The sequence below is a fragment of the Pseudomonas sp. Root562 genome, from assembly GCF_001427125.1.
GTDB lineage: Bacteria > Pseudomonadota > Gammaproteobacteria > Pseudomonadales > Pseudomonadaceae > Aquipseudomonas.
Genome location: NZ_LMGK01000024.1, coordinates 196,488 through 215,873, shown reverse-complemented (window position 1 = coordinate 215,873; position 19,386 = coordinate 196,488). Strand labels below are relative to the sequence as shown.

The following is a 19,386-nucleotide window of genomic DNA, read 5'->3' as shown; positions in this document are numbered from 1 at the left end:
GTGGACGAGAAACAGCGTTACGACGAAGGAATGAAGGTGCGTCGCGCGGTACTGGGCGACGCCCATGTCGACCGCAGCCTGACAACCCTGAGCGAGTTCAACTCGGAATTCCAGGAAATGATCACCCGCCACGCCTGGGGCGACATCTGGACCCGCCCGGGTCTGCCGCGCCACACCCGCAGCCTGATCACCATTGCCATGTTGATCGGCATGAACCGCGAAGGTGAACTCAAACTGCACCTGCGTGCCGCCGCCAACAATGGTGTGAGCCGCGGCGAGATCAAGGAAGTGATCATGCAGAGCGCGATTTACTGCGGCATCCCCGCCGCCAACGCAACGTTCCACCTGGCCGAGTCGGTGTGGGATGAGTTGGGGACTGAATCTCGGGAGTGATCCCGGCGATTTTCGGTGCCTGAGCTGACGCCATCGCGGGCAAGCCCGCTCCCACAGGTTTAGCGCAAATCCTGTGGGAGCGAGCTTGCCCGCGATGGCGGTGATGAGGTTTAGAGCAGGCTGATCGGATAGCTGACGATCAGGCGGTTATTTGGATCGTTCCCACGCTCTGCGTGGGAACGCCTCAACGGACGCTCCGCGTTCGGCACGTGAGGTTTAGAGCAGGCTGATCGGATAGCTGACGATCAGGCGGTTATTTGGATCGTTCCCACGCTCTGCGTGGGAACGCCTCAACGGACGCTCCGCGTTCGGCTTTGGACGGGACGCGGAGCGTCTCGGGCTGCATTCCCACGCAGAGCATGGGAACGATCGGTGGTGAGGTTTAGAGCAGGCTGATCGGATAGCTGACGATCAGGCGGTTATTTGGATCGTTCCCACGCTCTGCGTGGGAACGCCTCAACGGACGCTCCGCGTTGGGAACGCCTCGATCAGGCGGTTATTTGGATCGTTCCCACGCTCTGCGTGGGAACGCCTCAACGGACGCTCCGCGTTCGGCTTTGGAACCTGGACGCGGAGCGTCCCTGGCTGCATGCCCACGCAGAGCATGGGAACGATCGGTGGTGGTGTTTAGAGCAGGCTGATCGGATAGCTGACGATCAGGCGGTTATTTGGATCGTTCCCACGCTCTGCGTGGGAACGCCTCAACGGACGCTCCGCGTTCGGAGATCAGGCGGTTATTTGGATCGTTCCCACGCTCTGCGTGGGAACGCCTCAACGGACGCTCCGCGTTCGGCTTTGGAACCTGGACGCGGAGCGTCCCTGGCTGCATTCCCACGCAGAGCATGGGAACGATCGGTGATGAGGTTTAGAGCAGGCTGATCGGATAGCTGACGATCAGGCGGTTTTCATCGAACTCGTTGTTGCTGTAATCCCGGCGCATGGTCGAGTTGCGCCATTTCAGGTTCAGGTCTTTCAGTGCGCCGCTTTGCACGGTGTAGCCCAGTTCACTTTCACGACCCCATTCCTTGCCATCGGTGACCGTGCCGGTGTGCACGTTGTCGCCGCTGATGTAGCGGTTCATCAAGGTCAGGCCCGGGACGCCGAGAGCAACGAAGTTGTAATCGTGGCGCACCTGCCAGGATCTTTCCCGAGCATTGTCATAGCTGGAGTTGTAGCTGTCGTTGGCCAGGGTCCCGCCGCTGGTGCCGTTGACTCGCATCCAGGGACTGTCACCGGTGAGTTTTTGCAGGCCGACGTAGAAGGTGTGGCCGCCGTACTTGGCTGAGAGCAGGCCGTACATTGTTTTGTTGTCCAGCTCGCCGGCCCGGGCACTGCCATCGTCCTTGCCATGGAAGAACCCGAGGTTGGCGCCCAGCGTCCAATCACCCAACGGTTGGCTGTGGGTCAGGTTGATGAACTGCTGGCTGTAGATATCCTTGAGTTCGGCGTTCCACAGACCGATCTGCGTGCGTTTTTCATTGAACAGGTATTCGCCACCCTGGAAGTTGAAGCGGTCGGAGGTGAACGCCGCTTTGCCGGTCATCGACATGTCGTCCATGCTGCTGTCATCGCGGGGGCTGTTCTGGCGGAACTGGCCGCCGTAGAGCGTCAGGCCATTGATCTCCTTCGACGTGATCTGACCGCCACGGAAGGTTTGCGGCAGCGAACGCCCATCGTCCGAACGCAGGATCGGCAATACCGGCATCCATTCGCCTACCTTGACTTCGGTCTGCGACAGCTTGGCCTTGAATGCGACGTAGGTGCGGCCGAAGTTGTCCGCCGGGCGACCGTCGCTGTCCAGCGGCAGCAGTTGCGTACCGCCAGTGCCTTTGCCGCCATCGAGCTTCACCGAGTACAACCCCAGCACATCCATGCCAAACCCGACGGTGCCTTGGGTGAACCCGGATTTGGCGTCGAGAATGAAACTTTGCGTCCATTCTTCAGCCTTGCCTTGAGCCTTGGTCGGGTTGGTGAAGTTACGGTTGATGTAGAAGTTGCGCAGGTTCAGGTTGACCTTGGCGCCTTCGACAAACCCCGCTTCTTCGGCGCAGGCGGGCAGGGCGGCACTGGCGAGGGCGGCGGCGATCAGGCTGGGAACGAAGTACTGCGCGGTGGAAGAGGTCATGGGCTGGGGCTCTCTAATTTTTGTAGACAAAGCGGGTGTGATGCCGCAACCAGGGGTTGCAGACGAATAGTGCAAATCAGGGGCGAACGAACCGGGATCAGCCGGACGGGACAGGGCGCGGGGGCATGGCATCGAACCTGTTGTTATTGGTTTTGTGGCTCGGATGGTGAGGGGAATGTACTGGGTGGTTCAATCTTGGAAAGCAGGTTCTGGGCGATAATCGAACATAAGATTAACAGTCGTTTTTGTATTTTTTTTGCGGTCCTCATCGCTGGCAAGCCAGCTCCCACAAGGTCATGGTCGCCCACAAAAATTGTGCACGGGACGCACAAGGTGGAAGCCGGCTTGCCAGCGATGAAGTCAGCACAACCTTTCCCGCCGCCAACAAAAAGCCCACCAATCGGTGGGCTTCGTGTTTTCACAGCGCTATCAGAACAACTTCAACTTCGGCGCTTCTTCTTTCAGCGGCTCGTTCTTCGCCGTCTGTTCGTTCCAGCCACCGCCCAGGGCCTTGTACAGGTTGACCTGGCTGATCAGCTGCGCCAGCCGATCGGTAATCAGTGACTGTTCAGAGTTGAACAACTGACGCTGAGCATCGAGGAACGTCAGGTTGCTGTCGACACCGATGCGATAACGCCGCTCGGCCAGACGGTAGTAGTCCTGGTTTGCACTGACCAGATTACGCTGCGCCTGTACCTGGTCGGTGTAGGTGCCGCGTGCGGCCAAACCGTCGGCGACTTCCTGGAAGGCCGTTTGAATGGACTTCTCGTAGTTCGCCACGCCGATGTCTTTCTGGATTTTCGAGTAGTCCAGGCTGGCACGCAGGCTGCCGGCATTGAAGATCGGCAGATTGATCTGCGGCTGGAACAGCCAGGTGCCCGAGCCGCCCTTGAACAGACCGGACAGGTCCGGGCTCAGGGTCCCGGCGTTGGCGGTCAGGCTGATGCTCGGAAAGAACGCTGCGCGTGCGGCGCCAATGTTGGCGTTGGCCGCTTTCAGGTTGTATTCGGCCTGGAGGATGTCCGGACGACGTTGCAGCAGGTCCGACGGCAGGCCGGCCGGTACTTCGGCCAACAGGTCCTCATTCAACGGTTTGGCCGCTGGCAGGTTGGCTGGAATGCCGGTGCCGAGCAGCAGTACCAGGCTGTTTTCATCCTGGGCGACCTGGCGCGTGTAACGGGCCAATTGCGCACGGGCGTTCTCCACCGAAGTCCGCGACTGCGCCAGGTCCAGCGCCGAAGCGACCCCCACTTCATTGCTGCGCGCGGTGAGCTTGTAGCTCTCCTCGAACGCGGCGAGGGTGTCTTGGGTGACTTTGAGCAGTTCCTTGTCGGCCTGCCAGGTCAGGTAGGCATTGGCCACGCTGGCCACCAGGCTGATCTGTGTACTGCGACGGCCTTCTTCAGTTGCGAAGTAACGCTGCAGCGCTTCTTCGTTCAGGCTGCGAATACGGCCAAACAGGTCGAGTTCATAGGCGCTGATGCCGACGGTGGCAGAGTAGGAACTGCTGATGCCCGCTTCACCGGTCTGCGATGCATCGGCCGGAAGCCGCTGACGGTTGCCGGTGCCATTGGCCGACACAGCCGGGAACAGGTCGGCGCGGGAGATGCGGTATTGAGCCGCAAACGCGTCGATGTTCAGCGCCGCGACACGCAGGTCACGGTTGTTTTCCAGAGAAACCTGAATCAATTGCTGCAATGCCGGGTCACGGAAAAACTGCTTCCAGCCCTGCTCGGCAGCGGCCTGTGCCGGTGCCTGGGCCGGCGAATACGCCGGCCCTTGAGGGTATTGGCCCGCCACCGGAGCATCCGGTTGCTGATAATCAGGTATCAGCGAGCAGCCACCGAGCACGAAGGCGGCGACTGCCAGGGAGAGTAGCGACTTGCTCATTAGCCAGCCTCTTTAGGAGTTTCAGGTGCGTCTTGCTCGTCGACGTTTTTACGCTGACCCATAGCCGACACAGTGACGAAGAACAGTGGGACCCAGAAGATCGCCAGTACGGTTGCGGTGATCATACCGCCAATCACCCCGGTACCGATGGCATGCTGGCTACCCGAGCCTGCGCCCGTGGAGATCGCCAGGGGGACTACACCAAGAACGAAGGCGAGCGAGGTCATGATGATCGGTCGCAGACGCATCCGGCAGGCTTCGATAGCCGCCTCGCGCAGGCTGCGTCCCTGTTCGTGCAGTTCCTTGGCGAATTCGACGATCAGAATGGCGTTTTTCGCCGCCAGACCGATGGTCGTCAACAAGCCCACCTGGAAGTACACGTCGTTGGACAAGCCGCGCAGGCTGGTGGCCATCAGCGCACCGATGATCCCCAGCGGCACCACCAGCATCACCGCGATCGGAATCGACCAGCTTTCATACAACGCCGCCAGACACAGGAACACCATCAGCAGCGACAGGGCATACAGCGCGGGTGCTTGCGAGCCGGACAAACGTTCCTCGTACGACAGGCCGGTCCAGGAAATACCGACACCGGCCGGCAGTTTCTTGGCGATGGCTTCGACTTCGGCCATGGCTTCACCGGTGGAGTAACCCGGAGCCGGGGCACCGAGGATTTCCATCGCTTCCACACCGTTGTAACGGGCCAGTTTCGGCGAACCGTAGATCCATTCGCCCTTGGCGAACGCCGAGAACGGAACCATGGTGCCGACGCTGTTGCGTACGTACCACTTCTTCAGGTCTTCGGGGCTCATGCGCGCGCCCGGCTGGCCTTGAACGTAAACCTTCTTCACTCGACCGCGGTCGATGAAGTCGTTGACGTAGCTACTACCCAGGGCGATCGACAGGGTGTTGTTGATGTCCGCGATGGTAATGCCCAGGGCACTGGCCTTCTCGTCATCGATTTCCAGCTGATACTGCGGCTCGTCGTTCAAGCCGTTCGGACGGACCTGCGTCAGAATCTTGCTTTGCGCCGCCATACCGAGGAACTGGTTGCGCGCTTCCATCAACTTTTCGTGACCGATACCGGCGCGATCCTGCAGGAATACGTCGAAACCGGTGGCGTTACCCAGTTCCAGTACCGCTGGCGGGGCGAAGGCGAACACCATCGCGTCACGGAAGGTGAAGAAGTGCTGTTGGGCACGGGCCGCCACCTTGAACACGCTGTTGTCGGCGTTACGCTCGTCCCACGGGCGGAGCATGATGAACGCCATACCGGAGCTTTGGCCACGGCCGGCGAAGTTGAAGCCGGTCACGGTAAACACCGAGTTCACCGCATCGCCTTCACCGCCGTCCTTGCTCGGGCGCAGCAGGAATTCGCGCATTTGGTCCACGACCACTTGGGTACGCTGGGAGGTCGAACCGGCCGGCGTCTGTACCTGGGCGAACAATACGCCTTGGTCTTCTTCAGGCAGAAATGCCGTTGGAATGCGGGTGAACAGCCAGATCATGCCGACGACGATGATCAGGTACGCCAGCAGATACGGCGCCTTGTGCGTAAGCATGTTGCCCACGCCGCGCTCGTAGCTTTTGACGCCACGGTCGAAGTTGCGGTTGAACCAGCCGAAGAAGCCGCGTTTGGGCGTGTGATGCTCGCCTTTGCGAATCGGCTTGAGCATGGTGGCGCAGAGCGCCGGAGTGAAAATCAGTGCAACCAATACCGACAGGGCCATGGCCGAGACGATGGTGATCGAGAACTGCTTGTAGATCACACCGGTGGAACCGCTGAAGAACGCCATCGGCAGCAGTACCGCCGACAGAACCAGGGCGATACCCACCAGGGCGCCCTGGATCTGCCCCATGGATTTCTTGGTGGCTTCCTTGGGCGACAGGCCTTCTTCGCTCATTACCCGTTCGACGTTTTCCACCACGACGATGGCATCGTCCACCAGCAAGCCGATGGCCAGCACCATACCGAACATGGTCAGGGTGTTGATGCTGAAACCGGCTGCCGCGAGGATCCCGAACGTACCCAGCAACACCACCGGAACGGTCATGGTAGTGATGATGGTGGCGCGGAAGTTCTGCAGGAACAGGAACATCACCAGGAACACCAGCGCTACCGCTTCAACCAGGGTGTGAACCACGCCCTTGATCGACTCGGTCACCACCGGCGTGGTGTCGTACGGGAACACCACTTCCATGCCTTGCGGGAAGAACGGCTTGAGGCTGTCAATGGTGGTGCGCAGTGCCTTGGCGGTATCCAGCGCGTTGGCGCCTGTGGCCAGTTTCACCGCCAGACCGGAAGCCGGAGCGCCGTTGAACTGGGCGTTGATGCTGTAGTTCTCACCACCCAGACCGACCTCGGCGACATCTTTGAGGCGAACCTGAGAACCGTCCTTGTTGACCTTGAGCAGGATCTTGTCGAATTGCTCGGCGGTCTGCAGGCGGGTCTTGCCGATGATCGTCGCGTTCAGCTGGGTGCCGGGCAGGGCAGGCAAGCCGCCCAGTTGACCGGAAGACACCTGTACGTTTTGGGCGGCGATGGCGGTCTTGACGTCGATCGGGGTCAGGTTGAAGTTGTTCAACTTGGCCGGGTCGAGCCAGATACGCATGGCGTACTGCGAACCGAACACCTGGAAGTCACCGACACCGGCGGTCCGCGAGATCGGGTCCTGCATGTTCGACACGATGTAGTTGGACAGGTCGTCCTTGGTCATGCTGCCGTCACGCGACACCACACCGATCACCAACAGGAAGTTCTTCACGGCCTTGGTTACGCGGATACCCTGTTGCTGCACTTCTTGCGGCAGCAGCGGGGTGGCCAGGTTCAGCTTGTTCTGGACCTGGACCTGCGCGGTATCGGAGTTGGTGCCTTGCTCGAAGGTCGCGGTGATGGTCATGGTGCCGTCGGAGTTACTTTCCGACGATACATAACGCAAGTTGTCGATACCGTTGAGCTGCTGCTCGATCACCTGAACCACGGTGTCCTGCACGGTTTGCGCGGAGGCACCCGGGTAGGCCACGGAGATAGCGATAGCGGGCGGCGCAATGCTCGGGTATTGGTTGATCGGCAGTTTGAGGATCGACAGTGCCCCGACCAACATGATCACCAGGGCAATTACCCAAGCGAAAATCGGACGGTCGATAAAAAATTTCGACATGGTTTACTCCCCTTTGCCGCCAGCGGCTTTGTTAGCTGCCTGTGCGGGGGCCGGGTTCTTTGCGGTTACGTTGGTCGCCTCGCTGGCTTTGACTTCGACGCCAGGCTTGACGTATTGCAGGCCTTCGGTGATCAGCCGATCACCGGCTTTCAGGCCGTCTTCGATCAGCCATTGGTTGCCGACGGTACGGCTGGCCTTGAGCTGGCGCAGTTCAACCTTGTTGTCCGGGCCGACGACCATCGCGGTCGGTGTGCCTTTGAGGTCGCGGGTCACACCTTGCTGCGGGGCCAGAATCGCCGCGCTGTTCACACCGGCCTGCAACTGGGCGTGCACGAACATGCCTGGCAGCAGCGTGTGGTCAGGGTTGGGGAACACCGCGCGCAGGGTCACGGAACCGGTGGTCTGGTCAACCGAGACTTCGGAGAATTCCAGCTTGCCGTCGAGTTTGTACTGGCTGCCGTCCTCGAGGGTCAGCTTGACCTTGGCCGAGTTATCGCCGGCCTTTTGCAGGCGACCGCTTTCCAGTTCACGGCGCAGCTCAAGCAATTCGACCGAGGATTGGGTGACGTCGACGTAGATCGGGTCGAGTTGCTGGATCACGGCCATTGCTTCGACCTGGGCATTGCTGACCAGTGCGCCCTCGGTCACCGAAGAGCGACCGATACGGCCGGTCAGCGGTGCATAGACCTTGGTGTAGCGCACATTGATTTGCGCCGATTGCAGCGCAGCTTCCGATTGCAGGCGATTGGCCACGGCGGTGTCGTATTCCTGACGGCTCACGGCTTGCTCGTCGACCAATTGCTTGTAGCGATCGGAGATCGATTTGGTCGAACGCAGGTTGGCTTCGGCGCTTTTCAAGGTCGCTTCGTAGACCGACGGATCGATCTGGTACAGCTGCTGGCCGGCCTTGACGTCGCTGCCTTCCTTGAACAGACGCTTGAGAATGATGCCATTGACCTGCGGGCGCACTTCAGCAATGCGGAACGCACTGGTGCGGCCGGGCAGTTCGGAGGTCAGCGTAAACGTTTGCGGTTGCAGGGTGACAACGCCGACCTGAGGCGGTGGTGCGGCCGGCGCCGCTTCTTCCTTTTTGCATCCGCTGAGCAGCGATGCCAGGGCGACGGCGGCGACCAGAGCGGTGAGAGCTGGCTTGAATTGCATGAAAATCCTCGGGTCAGGCGCGTAAAAAACGCACAAGAAAAGATGAAAGGTAAAAAGTGGGTTCCGGGTGGATAAGTAGCATGCTAAGGAATATACTTACGTTCACGGCTGTTTGTAAATACCTTGGCGGTGTATCTTCGCCGTTACAGCAGCCATCGAAAGGTTGGAATTGTAGGCCCGGGGACGATACCCAAGAGCGATCGCCCCACTTTTATTCAGCTGATATTCAGACATCGCTGAAGCATCCTGATTGAGGTTGTACTGCCATGGTCCGTCGTACCAAAGAGGAAGCTCAAGAAACCCGCGCCCAGATACTCGAGGCGGCTGAAAAAGCCTTTTACGAGCGGGGCGTGGCCCGTACGACCCTGGCGGATATCGCCACCCTCGCCGGAGTCACTCGTGGGGCCATCTATTGGCATTTCAGTAACAAGGCCGATCTGGTGCAGGCCATGCTCGACAGCCTGCACGAACCACTGGATGAGTTGGCCAAAGCCGCGGAGAGTGAAGACGAGCCCGATCCACTGGGCTGTATGCGGCGGCTGTTGATCCATTTGTTTCATGAAGTTGCACTGGACCCCAAGACCCGGCGCATCAACGAAATTCTGTTCCATAAGTGTGAATTCACCGATGAAATGTGCGACCTGCGTCAGCAGCGCCGAACGGCCAGCCTCGAATGCAATACGCGCATCGGTCTGACCCTGCGTAATGCGGTCAACCGTGGGCAATTGCCGGAAGACCTCGATACCGTTCGCGCTGCCATCAGTATTCATGCCTGGATCGACGGCCTGCTTTATCAGTGGTTGCTGGCACCGGACAGCTTCCAGCTGCACACCGAGGCCGAGCGTTGGGTCGACATCGCGTTGGACACACTGCGTTTGAGTCCCAGCCTGCGCAAGTGAAACAACATGCTAATCGGTGCCGCGTGTGTCAACGGTCAAGGCCGCAAATGAACAGTTCTTCACGCGCACGGCGGCAGACGGGTGCTTTTATATACGCCCGCTCGCCGCGGTGACAGATAGTCGGCGCGGTAATTTGTAGGAATTTTGTGTCGCTTGTGTGGGCGAGCGCCTATATCCCTTGACGGTTTCGTTGCTGTTTCACCTTGTACATCTCGCCGTCTGCCAGTTTGATGGCCTCGTCCACTGTCAAGCTGCCCGGTATCACTGCCACTACCCCAACGCTTGCGCCGCTGTAGTCAACCTCACCAAAACCGTGGCCCAGCTCATATTTCCCTTTTGTCGCTTTGGACAGGCGGTCCTGCAGCAACCCGGCCGCGTGTTCCCTGTCTTTTGCCGGGTCCGAGTGTTCAGAGGGCGTGCCCAGGGCAATCACGATGAATTCATCACCTCCAGTCCGCCCGATGATGTCGCTGATTCTGAGGCCATGCTGCAATCGGGCGGCCACGCCGCGCAGTAGCTGGTCTCCTGCCAAGTGACCGTGGGTATCGTTGATGAGCTTGAACCCATCCAGATCGATGACACCCAAAAGTATGTACTTGTTCTCACGCTGGGCCAGGGCGAACAGGCGCTCGGCATCGTTGAGTACGGCGCGTCGATTGGACAGGCCGGTGAGTGGGTCTGTCAGTGCCAGATTGGTCAACTCGACGTTGGCGGCCTGGAGTTGCTTAACCAGCTGCTCACGTTCAAGGGAATATCCGAGCAACCCTGAAAGCAGCTTCAGCAAGGGCTCCACTTCAGAACGACGAGGCACCTGGTTCGAGCTGGCGGCACACACCGTCCCCAACACTTGCCCATCCTGGGACCTGATCGGCGCGCTTACATACGTACTGATACCCAACGCCGCGGCGGCCTGCGAGTCGCCCCAACATTCGGCAACGTTATCCGAGTACATGCGATTCTCGTCCAGCGCCCGCTTGCACAAAGTATCTGCCCAAGGCACCACCAGCCCTTCCGGAATCACCATGTCACCGACGTTGCGTGCAAACTCGATGCGCTGGACGCCCTCGTCGGTATCAATGGTCGTCAGGTAGGTCGACTCCATACCGGTGACTTGGCTGAGCAGAGTGAGCAAGGGGCGCGTCAGTTGCTCCAGGGTTCGGGCATTGGGAATGGTATCGGAGAGAAGAGAAAGAACCTGATCCATTTTTTGGGAGGCCGATAGCTGAGTGGTATTCCATTATCGACTAGTTGGCGGATTACTGAACATTGCAGGGGCCGGATAAGGAGGGCGAGAAGGCTGAGCTGAAGGTCCCGGTGCCTGGTGTGGACAGGTACCTGTGGCGCTTCAACCTAAGCCCTTCTCGAGGCATCAAATAAATGGAACCGCGTTTGGACGCGCTCGCCTAATGATCAGCCTGTGGAAATTCCCGCAGGCAAGGTGCCAATACCGGCATGCTTCGAGAGGTGGTCAACGTGGCTAAAGACGAGAAGAAAAGCAAAGGTGACACTTCAAAAGCCAGCAAGGACTTGAAGGACAAAAAATCAACATCGACCAAGAAATCAGCGGCAGCGTCGGCGCTTTCGAAATCGTCCGAAAAGAAGGACAAGAAAAAAGATGCCGAACCAAAGAAGTCTGCAAAGAAAGCAGATAGCAAGCCAGAAAAAACCAAGAAATCTGCCAAGTCAGAAACGTCGACGAAGAAGAAAAAGTGACACCCATCCTCTGCCAGGGCTTTATGCCCTGGCTTCGAGGGGGCAACCGGAAGTATTAGGTCGCTGTGCGGAAAAGGTGTCGGTTATTCTGGAGTCAAAGGTGCTTTTTAGTTCTTTTTAGTTTGTCCACTTTTTGGTTTTTATGTCGATAGAATAGTGGCTGACATAGAGTAACTGTAAGGGTGTTGGGTTTCTTTCTTGATTAAACTGGAAGCCGTCAGTACAGGTATATCTCCTATCGACTTCGCATCATGTTCCCACACCAACTTTAGTATCGGAGCTAAAGGGCTGATGTTTGAGTGATAAAAGTACTTGAGGCTGCTCGCGAACTCTACCGTTTGACTATAGTTGGTGTAGGTGGCCTGAAAAGTAAACAGGCTTTGCATGTTGTATTGTCTGATTGCTGGATTGAGATGCGCAGGGATGGACGCTTCAAGCGTCACTGGAGTGCTGCTGTAAGGCATCAATTTTTCCGGACATTCAGGCGGAGCATCCTCGAAAGTTGTATCGTCGCGCCAAAAAATTGATGAAGTGTTGTTGGTGATGATTACGCTGAAGACAAGCTTTTTTGAGACGTCCATGTCTTGGTTTTCCTGTGTGGAATATTTGGATTGGCTTGGAGCGTTGGTGTTTATTCGACTCGGATATCTACCAGATAGCTATAAGGCGCTTCGGTCAGTGAGTTATTCAATGTAGACGTGCAACTTACGTGAGTGGCGCCAATTGAAATGGCTTCATGATTCCAGGTTTTGAGGTGCGTTGGATCACCCGGTGTAATGTCTGTATTGATTCGAAAGACTTTGTCTCCCTTTTCATTGCTGAAGGTAAAAAACTTGTGTGCACGTGTACCGGCAGAGTTGGACACGGTTTTCTCGCAGAAGTAGATAATCGTTTTGGGTTTCAGGGATTTTGCAATGGGGTGTAAATGCCGTGGGTGGACGTTGCTGTCGATGAGCTCAAACCTTTCGGAAGTTTCGTTGGTAATAAAAAATACTGTAGTGGTGGTGTTCTTGTCCGCGTCGTCCTGACTGCGAAATATGGCATCTTTGAAAAGATCAACATACATCCCCAAAAAGGGATAGGTTCCAGCTGATGAGCTGTGTTCCATATTGTCCAGGTAAGTCTGTTCTGCCAGTTCGATGGCGTCCAGGTCGGCCTGTAATGCATTTGCGACCAGGGTTCCGGGCTGTTCCTTTCCGATATGCACATCCAGCCAGTAACTATGGGGCGCTTGAGGGTCATGATCTCTCAATTGAGATGAGCAGTGCAGGAATTCTCGGCCTGTGGAGCGTGCTTGATGCTCCCAGACCGGCGTTCGGGTGGGAGCAATGAAGCCGAACGAGGACTTCACCAGCAGATGTGTATCAAGACGACATTGCTTGCCGCCTGCTGCGTACGTCAAGAATTTCTTGATAAAGATGTTGTCACCGGGCCGTGTCGCCCCGAGTCTGTTGTGGTCAAAAACATTCTGTGCGCCCATCACTGCGATGGAGTAGGGCGGGATATCGCATTCGGACAAATCTTCGATTTCGAAGTCCGTCTCGATAAGCTGGATTGTTTCATTGGTGTTGTTCTGGATGTAAACAAGCAGTTCTATCGAGTTTTTACCCTGGTTGAATTCCTTCCATTGAGTGTTCTTTCGTTCTTCGTAGAGGGCTTTGAGCTTTTCTTCTTTCAGAAGCATTTCTTCTTGTGCATAGTCCATTGCTGTTTCTCTCCATTGAAAACAATATGGTGTGTCGATGGGGCAATAATGATTTTTTGTGATTGGGCTGGCAAATGTTAACGCTGGATATTGTTTGCTGAGTGTGTAAATGCTTGGCACTAATTATTGTTGTTAACGAATGGTGAGAAACAAAAAAAGCCCCAACTCTTTCAAGTCGGGGCTTTTTGCATTTCTACAGCTGAAGATTACAGCGTTGGATAGTCGATATAACCAACCGGGCCTTTGGCGTAGAACAGTTCAGGACGCGCTTCGTTCAGTGGCGCATCGGCTTTCAAACGCGCCGGCAGGTCCGGGTTGGCGATGAACGGCACGCCGAAGGCGACGGCGTCGGCTTTACCGGCGGCCAGCCAGGCGTTGGCGCTGTCCTTGGTGAAGCGTTCGTTGATGATGTACGGGCCGCCGAAGGCTTCCTTGATTTGAGGGCCGAGGCTGTCGGCGCCTTCTTTCTCGCGCGAGCAAATGAAGGCGATGCCACGCTTGCCCAGTTCGCGAGCGACGTAGGTGAAGGTTTCGGCCAGGTTGTCGTCGCCCATGTCATGGGAATCGGCACGTGGCGCGAGGTGCACGCCGACGCGGCCGGCGCCCCAGACTTCGATTGCGGCATCGGTCACTTCCAGCAGCAGGCGCGCACGGTTTTCCACCGAGCCGCCGTAGTTGTCGGTGCGCTGGTTGGTGCTGCTTTGCAGGAACTGGTCCAGCAGGTAACCGTTGGCGCCGTGGATTTCCACGCCGTCGAAGCCTGCGGCCTTGGCGTTTTCGGCACCGGTGCGGTAGGCGTCGACGATGTCGGCGATTTCAGCGGTTTCCAGGGCACGCGGGGTTGGGTAGTCGGCCAGTGGGCGAACCAGGCTGACATGACCTTTAGGCTGGATGGCGCTCGGTGCAACCGGGGCTTCGCCGTTCAGGTACGACGGGTGCGAAATACGACCGACGTGCCACAGTTGCAGGAAGATCTTGCCGCCCGCGCCATGGATTGCTTTAGTCACGTTGGCCCAGCCACGCACCTGATCGTTGGACCAGATGCCCGGGGTGTCCGGGTAGCCGACGCCCATTGGCGTGACCGAAGTCGCTTCGCTGAGGATCAGGCCGGCGGAGGCGCGTTGTACGTAGTATTCGGCCATCAGCGCGTTCGGCACGCGGCCTTCGTCAGCGCGGCAGCGGGTCAGCGGCGCCATGATGATGCGGTTGGACAGTTCGAGGTCGCCCAGTTTGATCGGATCGAAAATAGTCGTCATTTAATCGCTCTCTTTTGAAGATCAGTTAGTAGCAGGAGCCAGTTCGGGATTGCCGTTCTGACGGAAAGTAATCAGGGTCACCAGCAGGGCGAGCACCGCCAGCGCTGCGGCTGCGAGCGGCACGCTGGTCAGGCCGAAGCCGTGGGCAATCACGCTGCCACCGACCCAGGCGCCCAAGGCGTTACCGACGTTGAATGCGCCGATGTTGAGGGTCGAGACCAGGTTCGGCGCGGCTTTGCCGTAGGTCACCACGTTGACCTGCAGGGCAGGCACGGCGGCAAAACACGCAGTGGCCCAAAGGAACAGGGTGATTTCGGTCGGGATCACGGCGACGCTGGTCCAGGTCAGCACGGTCGACACCACGGCCATGGCGATGAAAACGCCGATCAGCGTGGCGGCCAGGCCTTTGTCGGCCATCTTGCCGCCGATGATGTTGCCGAGGGTCAGGCCCAGGCCGATGAGCATCAGGCTCCAGGTCACGCCCCGGGGCGAAACGCCAGTGACTTCGCCCAACAGCGGCGCGACGTAGGTGAACAGGGTGAACACCGACGCGGCGAACAGCGCGGTCATGCTCAGGGACAACCAGATGCCGGCGCCTTTGAGGGCTCGCAGTTCGGCGCGCATGTCGAGTTTTTCTTCATCACGCTTGGCCGGCAGGAAACGGATCAGGCCGATCAGCGCGATCACACCAATCACGGTCACGGCCCAGAAGGTCGAACGCCAGCCGGCTTCCTGGCCCAGAGCGGTGCCCAGGGGTACGCCGAGCACGTTGGCCAGGGTCAGGCCGGTGAACATCAGGGCCACGGCTGATGCGCGTTTGTTCGCAGGCACGAGACCAGCAGCTACCACCGAACCGATGCCGAAGAACGCACCGTGACACAGCGCCGTGACCACGCGGGCAAACATCAGCACGTTGTAGTCACTGGCCACTGCGCAGAGCAGGTTGCCGATGATGAAAATGCCCATCAACGCCACCAATGCAGCCTTGCGCGGCAGTTTGGCGGTGGCCAGGGCCATGAATGGCGCACCGATGGCCACGCCCAGGGCATAACCGGTCACCAGCCAGCCGGCGCCGGGGATCGACACACCGAGGTCGGCCGCCACATCAGGCAGCAAGCCCATGATGACGAACTCGGTGGTGCCGATGGCGAAGGCGCTCAAGGCCAATATGAGTAGCGAGAGGGGCATCGTCTGAATCCTTTTTTCTGACTTGGGGTCAGAGCTCTTTGCTGAAGACTTTGAGGAACTCCTGAATGGTTTCCTCATTGCGTTTGAAAAAGTGCCACTGGCCGACTTTGCGGCTGCTGATCAGGCCGGCGCGTTGCAAGGTCGCCAGGTGCGCGGACACCGTGGATTGCGACAGGCCGCAACGTTGATCGATCTGCCCGGCGCAAACGCCGTGCTCGTTGCTGTGGGACTGGTCTGGGAATTCGACGGTCGGGTCTTTGAGCCAGTGCAGGATGTCTCTGCGTACCGGATGCGCCAGGGCTTTTATTATTTCGTCGAGGTCAAGGTTCATGGTTGGGGGCTCGTGATCAGTAAAACGCTATATCGCGATGAAGCGAACTTTAAATCGGTATTTCGCGATATACCAATATGATTTCGATCTGACGACCGAATAAATCGGTATATCGGGTTATAACGATATGCTGGGTGTAGATACCGGGGCGCGGTGCTAAGCTGCGCCCATGAACTATCTCGCACATCTTCACCTCGGTGGCCAGCGTCCCGGTCAATTGCTCGGCAGTCTGTATGGCGATTTCGTCAAAGGCAGGCTGCAAGGACAGTTCGAACCGGAGATTGAAGCGGCCATCCAGCTGCATCGCAGCATCGACGTGTTTACCGACCGCCATCCTTTGGTCGATACCGCACTGTCACGGTTTTCCCTGACGCGCCGGCGTTATGCCGGGATCGTGCTCGACGTGTTTTTCGATCATTGCCTGGCGCGGGACTGGCGGCTGTATGCCGACCGGCCGCTGGAGCTGTTCACTTCGGATGTGTATCGCGTGCTGTCCCGTGAACGACAACTGCCAGAGCGCCTGGCGAAGATTGCCCCGCACATGGTGGCCAATGACTGGTTGGGTTCGTATCGGGAATTTGAAGTGCTGGAACAGGTGCTGCGGGGGATTTCCCGGCGCTTGACCCGGCCTGAAGAGCTGGCGGCCGCGATGCAGGAATTACGGATGTTGTACGAGCCGTTGAGCGAAGATTTCCGGTTGTTCTATCCGCAGTTGCAGGATTTTGCGCAGAACCGCTGACACAACCCCCTGTAGGAGCAAAGCTTGTTCGCGATGAACGATAACGCGGTCATCAGTCAAATCGCGTCGATCCCATCGCGAGCAAGCTTTGCTCCTACAGAAAAGTGCTTACGCGGCGATCAATTCGCCGGCACGACGCGGTTCAGCAGGTTTCACCACATCACCAAACAACGCCTTCTGCACCGCTTGCTGCGCCTCGAACGCCAGTGCCGCACGCTCGCGACCTTCGCAGACGATTGGCTTGAGCAAGTGGATCTCGACAGCGCCGCGGTCATTGGCAAACAAGCGCATCAAGTGCGAGAGCAAGTCATCATCGCCAATGAAAGGTGCAAGCGTATCGAGTTCACCGTCACGCACATAACGAATCGCCACCGGCTGCAATGCCACGTCCGAATCGATGGCGGCGGACAGCAGCCGCCCGTGGAACGTGCGCAGGGAGCGGCCATCGGTGGTGGTGCCTTCCGGGAACATCAGCAACGGATGCGCATGCTGCAGATGACGGGTCATCTGTTTGCGGATCAACTGGCTGTCACCCGAACCACGGCGGATGAACAGGCTGCCGGCCTTTGCCGCCAACCAACCGGCCACAGGCCAGGTACGCACTTCGGCCTTGGACAGGAACGACAGCGGCGTGAGCATGCCCAGCAACGGGATGTCAGTCCAGGACACATGATTGCTGACCCACAGCATCGGCGCTGTCGGCAATTGACCGTGGACCGTCACGTCGAAGGGCAGGGCGTTGCTCAGGCGTGCCATAAAAAATCGCGACCAGCGCTGACGGCGCTCCATCGAATGAGCCAGGCCCAAGCGTTCGAACACGCCGAACACACTGGCCATGCTCAGCCCCAGCGCCACCACCAGCAACACTCGCGCGATTCGCGCGTACACCCGCAGCCGGCTCATTACACCGCCGCCTTGAAGTGTTTGGCGTAGCGCGGGCAGAGTTCGTCGCGCTTGAGCAGGATGAACACGTCGGCAACCTGGAAGTCTTCGTCCCAGCACGGCTCGCCACAGATCTTCGCGCCCAGGCGCATGTAGGCCTTGAGCAGCGGTGGCATCTCAGCGATTACGTTGGAGGGAATATCCAGGGTCGGCAGCGGTTTTTTCGGTTCGGCGCGCAGGTGTTCGGTGCACAGGTAACGTTCCCGCAGACGCTGCATGATCGCGTGGGCCTGGATGCCGCCATCCTGCATCGGGATGCTGGCGCAACCCATCAGGTAGCTGTAACCGCCCTGGTTCAGCACTTCGGCCAGTTCGCCCCAGAGCACGGCGATGGTGCCGCCGTTGCGGTAGGCCGGGTCGACGCAGGTACGGCCGATTTCCAGAATCGGGCCTTGAAGATGGACCAGGCCATGCAGGCTGAATTCTTCTTCGCTATAGAACTTGCCCAGGCTGCTGGCGGCGGTGTGGTCGAGCAAGCGGGTGGTCGCCACCAGTCGCCCGGTGTTCAGGTCACGCACGCCGATATGGGCGCAGTGAACATCATAGTCATCCATGTCCAGACCCAGTTCCGCGCCTTTGAGCTTGGCGTTGAACTCGCCGCTGAACACGTTGAAACGCAAGGCCTGAGCTTCCTGCAAAGCCTCGGCGCCTATCAGACGTTCGGCTTGCAGGCGGCGTTCGTTGCCGGTATCGCTGATGCGGGCGATCTGAGTCATGGCGAATCTCCGTGCGGGCTGCTCACCCGTCTTTGGGTTACAGCGGATCGACTTTCTTTATCCAGCCTTGTTGTGCAAAGTCAGGCTATGTAGCCCCGGTGTCATCGCCATGAAGCTTTGGTGATGCTTATATGACAGCCCACAAGGAGTCTCTTATGCCCTGGCAAACCCTGTTGAAACGCCGTGATCGCTTGCCCGCCAACCCCGACCTGGGAGAAGGGTTCACGACCTTGTTAGATCACCTGGGCGCCGTTTCCCCATTCGAGTTGGCGGTGGCGGGCGGAGGTTTGATGGCAACACCGGGACTGGCATTTCTGGTGGGCTATCAAGCGGCACTGCGCATGCTTTGGCCGAGCGCGCCGTTGAGCCTCGGAGCCTTGTGCGCCACCGAACAGCGCAGCCTGCGCCCGGCGGACATGCAAACCCGCCTGAGCGGTTTGCGCCTGAGCGGGCGCAAGGATTTCGTCACCGCCGGCGATGCCGCCGACTGGCTGCTGATCGCCGCCCGCAGCGAGCCACCTGGCGACGAGCCGCGTCTGAGTCTGGCGGTGGTTTATCCGGATGAGCCGGGCGTGCGTGTGGAAAAGCTGCCGCCGCTCCCGTTGATGCCGGAGATCAGCCACGGCCGTTTATTCTTGGAAAACGCGCTGTGCGAATTGCTCGCCGGTGATGGCTGGGACGCTTACGTCAAACCGTTCCGCACCCTGGAAGATGTCTATGTGTTGAGCGCCATGACGGCGTGGCTGTATGGCGTCGGGCAGGACTGTGACTGGCCGCAGAGCTTGCAATTACGATTGTTGGCGTTGCTGGCCGGGTGTGCGGAAACCAGCCGTCAGGCGCCGAGTCATGCGGCCGGGCACGTGTTGCTCGGCGGGTTGTTTGCGCAGTTCGAGGCGCTCAAGGTTGAGGTAAATGAAGCACTGGCCGATGGGCCAGCGGAATGGGCGGCGATGTGGCAGAGGGATCAAGCGGTGATGGATCTGGCGGCGGGGGCCAGGGGTAAGCGGCTGGCCAAGGCATTGGCGGCGATCTGACGGGCCTCATCGCGGGCAAGCCCGCTCCCACAAGTCTTGTATTCGCCAGCGGTTCCTGTGGGAGCGGGCTTGCCCGCGATGGCAATCTTCCAGGCATCACAAATCCCGGAACTGTCATCAACCTCGACTAGGC

General features: G+C 58.7%; 17 protein-coding genes. 5 read left to right on the top strand and 12 right to left on the bottom strand.

What is annotated here, in order from left to right:
• A complete protein-coding gene (pcaC, locus tag ASD60_RS22525; protein ID WP_056856095.1) occupies positions 1–393 on the top strand; it encodes a 4-carboxymuconolactone decarboxylase in 393 nt (130 codons plus the stop codon).
• 865 nt (positions 394–1,258) lie between these two features.
• On the opposite strand, the gene ASD60_RS22520 is transcribed toward pcaC, so the two are convergent.
• The 4 genes from ASD60_RS22520 to emhA form a co-directional block, all read right to left on the bottom strand.
• On the bottom strand, positions 1,259–2,518 hold the full coding sequence (locus ASD60_RS22520) for an OprD family porin (RefSeq protein WP_056856094.1): 1,260 nt from the start codon (positions 2,516–2,518) through the stop codon (positions 1,259–1,261).
• 429 nt (positions 2,519–2,947) lie between these two features.
• Positions 2,948–4,408, bottom strand: a complete 1,461-nt coding sequence (gene emhC, locus ASD60_RS22515; protein ID WP_056856093.1) for an efflux RND transporter outer membrane subunit EmhC — start codon at positions 4,406–4,408, stop codon at positions 2,948–2,950.
• Positions 4,408–7,569 (bottom strand): efflux RND transporter permease subunit EmhB, encoded by a 3,162-nt coding sequence (gene emhB / locus ASD60_RS22510; RefSeq protein WP_056856092.1) that lies wholly within the window; start codon positions 7,567–7,569, stop codon positions 4,408–4,410. Before emhB ends, emhC begins: the two co-directional genes overlap by 1 nt.
• A gap of 3 nt (positions 7,570–7,572) precedes the next feature.
• Positions 7,573–8,730, bottom strand: coding sequence for an efflux RND transporter periplasmic adaptor subunit EmhA (gene emhA / locus ASD60_RS22505; protein ID WP_056856091.1), 1,158 nt, complete (start codon positions 8,728–8,730; stop codon positions 7,573–7,575).
• Between the two features lie 266 nt (positions 8,731–8,996).
• Here emhA and emhR point away from each other — a divergent pair, with 266 nt between their 5' ends.
• Positions 8,997–9,629, top strand: coding sequence for an efflux system transcriptional repressor EmhR (gene emhR / locus ASD60_RS22500; RefSeq protein ID WP_056856090.1), 633 nt, complete (start codon positions 8,997–8,999; stop codon positions 9,627–9,629).
• A gap of 169 nt (positions 9,630–9,798) precedes the next feature.
• Here the strand turns inward: emhR and ASD60_RS22495 are convergent, their stop codons facing one another.
• Positions 9,799–10,833, bottom strand: a complete 1,035-nt coding sequence (locus tag ASD60_RS22495; RefSeq protein ID WP_056856089.1) for a sensor domain-containing diguanylate cyclase — start codon at positions 10,831–10,833, stop codon at positions 9,799–9,801.
• A gap of 260 nt (positions 10,834–11,093) precedes the next feature.
• On the opposite strand from ASD60_RS22495, the gene ASD60_RS22490 reads away from it, so the two are divergent.
• On the top strand, positions 11,094–11,342 hold the full coding sequence (locus tag ASD60_RS22490) for a hypothetical protein (protein ID WP_056856306.1): 249 nt from the start codon (positions 11,094–11,096) through the stop codon (positions 11,340–11,342).
• 140 nt (positions 11,343–11,482) lie between these two features.
• On the opposite strand, the gene ASD60_RS22485 is transcribed toward ASD60_RS22490, so the two are convergent.
• The 5 genes from ASD60_RS22485 to ASD60_RS22465 form a co-directional block, all read right to left on the bottom strand.
• Positions 11,483–11,923, bottom strand: coding sequence for a hypothetical protein (locus ASD60_RS22485; protein WP_056856088.1), 441 nt, complete (start codon positions 11,921–11,923; stop codon positions 11,483–11,485).
• A gap of 50 nt (positions 11,924–11,973) precedes the next feature.
• Positions 11,974–13,047, bottom strand: coding sequence for a hypothetical protein (locus ASD60_RS22480; RefSeq protein ID WP_056856087.1), 1,074 nt, complete (start codon positions 13,045–13,047; stop codon positions 11,974–11,976).
• Between the two features lie 206 nt (positions 13,048–13,253).
• Complete coding sequence (locus tag ASD60_RS22475) at positions 13,254–14,303, bottom strand: alkene reductase (protein WP_056856086.1); 1,050 nt, start codon at positions 14,301–14,303, stop codon at positions 13,254–13,256.
• Positions 14,304–14,324: 21 nt separating this feature from the next.
• Positions 14,325–15,491, bottom strand: a complete 1,167-nt coding sequence (locus ASD60_RS22470) for an MFS transporter (protein ID WP_056856085.1) — start codon at positions 15,489–15,491, stop codon at positions 14,325–14,327.
• Positions 15,492–15,519: 28 nt separating this feature from the next.
• Entirely contained in the window at positions 15,520–15,822 is a 303-nt protein-coding gene (locus ASD60_RS22465; RefSeq protein WP_008056907.1) for an ArsR/SmtB family transcription factor, read from the bottom strand.
• A gap of 169 nt (positions 15,823–15,991) precedes the next feature.
• On the opposite strand from ASD60_RS22465, the gene ASD60_RS22460 reads away from it, so the two are divergent.
• Positions 15,992–16,561 carry an acyl carrier protein phosphodiesterase gene (locus ASD60_RS22460; RefSeq protein ID WP_056856084.1) on the top strand — a complete coding sequence of 190 codons (570 nt, stop codon included), beginning with the start codon at positions 15,992–15,994 and terminating at the stop codon, positions 16,559–16,561.
• 108 nt (positions 16,562–16,669) lie between these two features.
• Here ASD60_RS22460 and ASD60_RS22455 read toward each other — a convergent pair whose 3' ends face one another.
• A complete protein-coding gene (locus ASD60_RS22455; protein ID WP_056856083.1) occupies positions 16,670–17,464 on the bottom strand; it encodes a lysophospholipid acyltransferase family protein in 795 nt (264 codons plus the stop codon).
• Positions 17,464–18,219: an L-ornithine N(alpha)-acyltransferase gene (gene olsB / locus ASD60_RS22450; protein ID WP_056856082.1), complete on the bottom strand. Its 756-nt coding sequence runs from the start codon at positions 18,217–18,219 to the stop codon at positions 17,464–17,466. Before olsB ends, ASD60_RS22455 begins: the two co-directional genes overlap by 1 nt.
• A 155-nt stretch (positions 18,220–18,374) precedes the next feature.
• Here olsB and ASD60_RS22445 point away from each other — a divergent pair, with 155 nt between their 5' ends.
• The gene (locus ASD60_RS22445; protein ID WP_056856081.1) at positions 18,375–19,253 is read left to right on the top strand and encodes an acyl-CoA dehydrogenase family protein; all 879 of its coding nucleotides are present in this window, start codon (positions 18,375–18,377) and stop codon (positions 19,251–19,253) included.
• Positions 19,254–19,386: the final 133 nt, after the last annotated feature.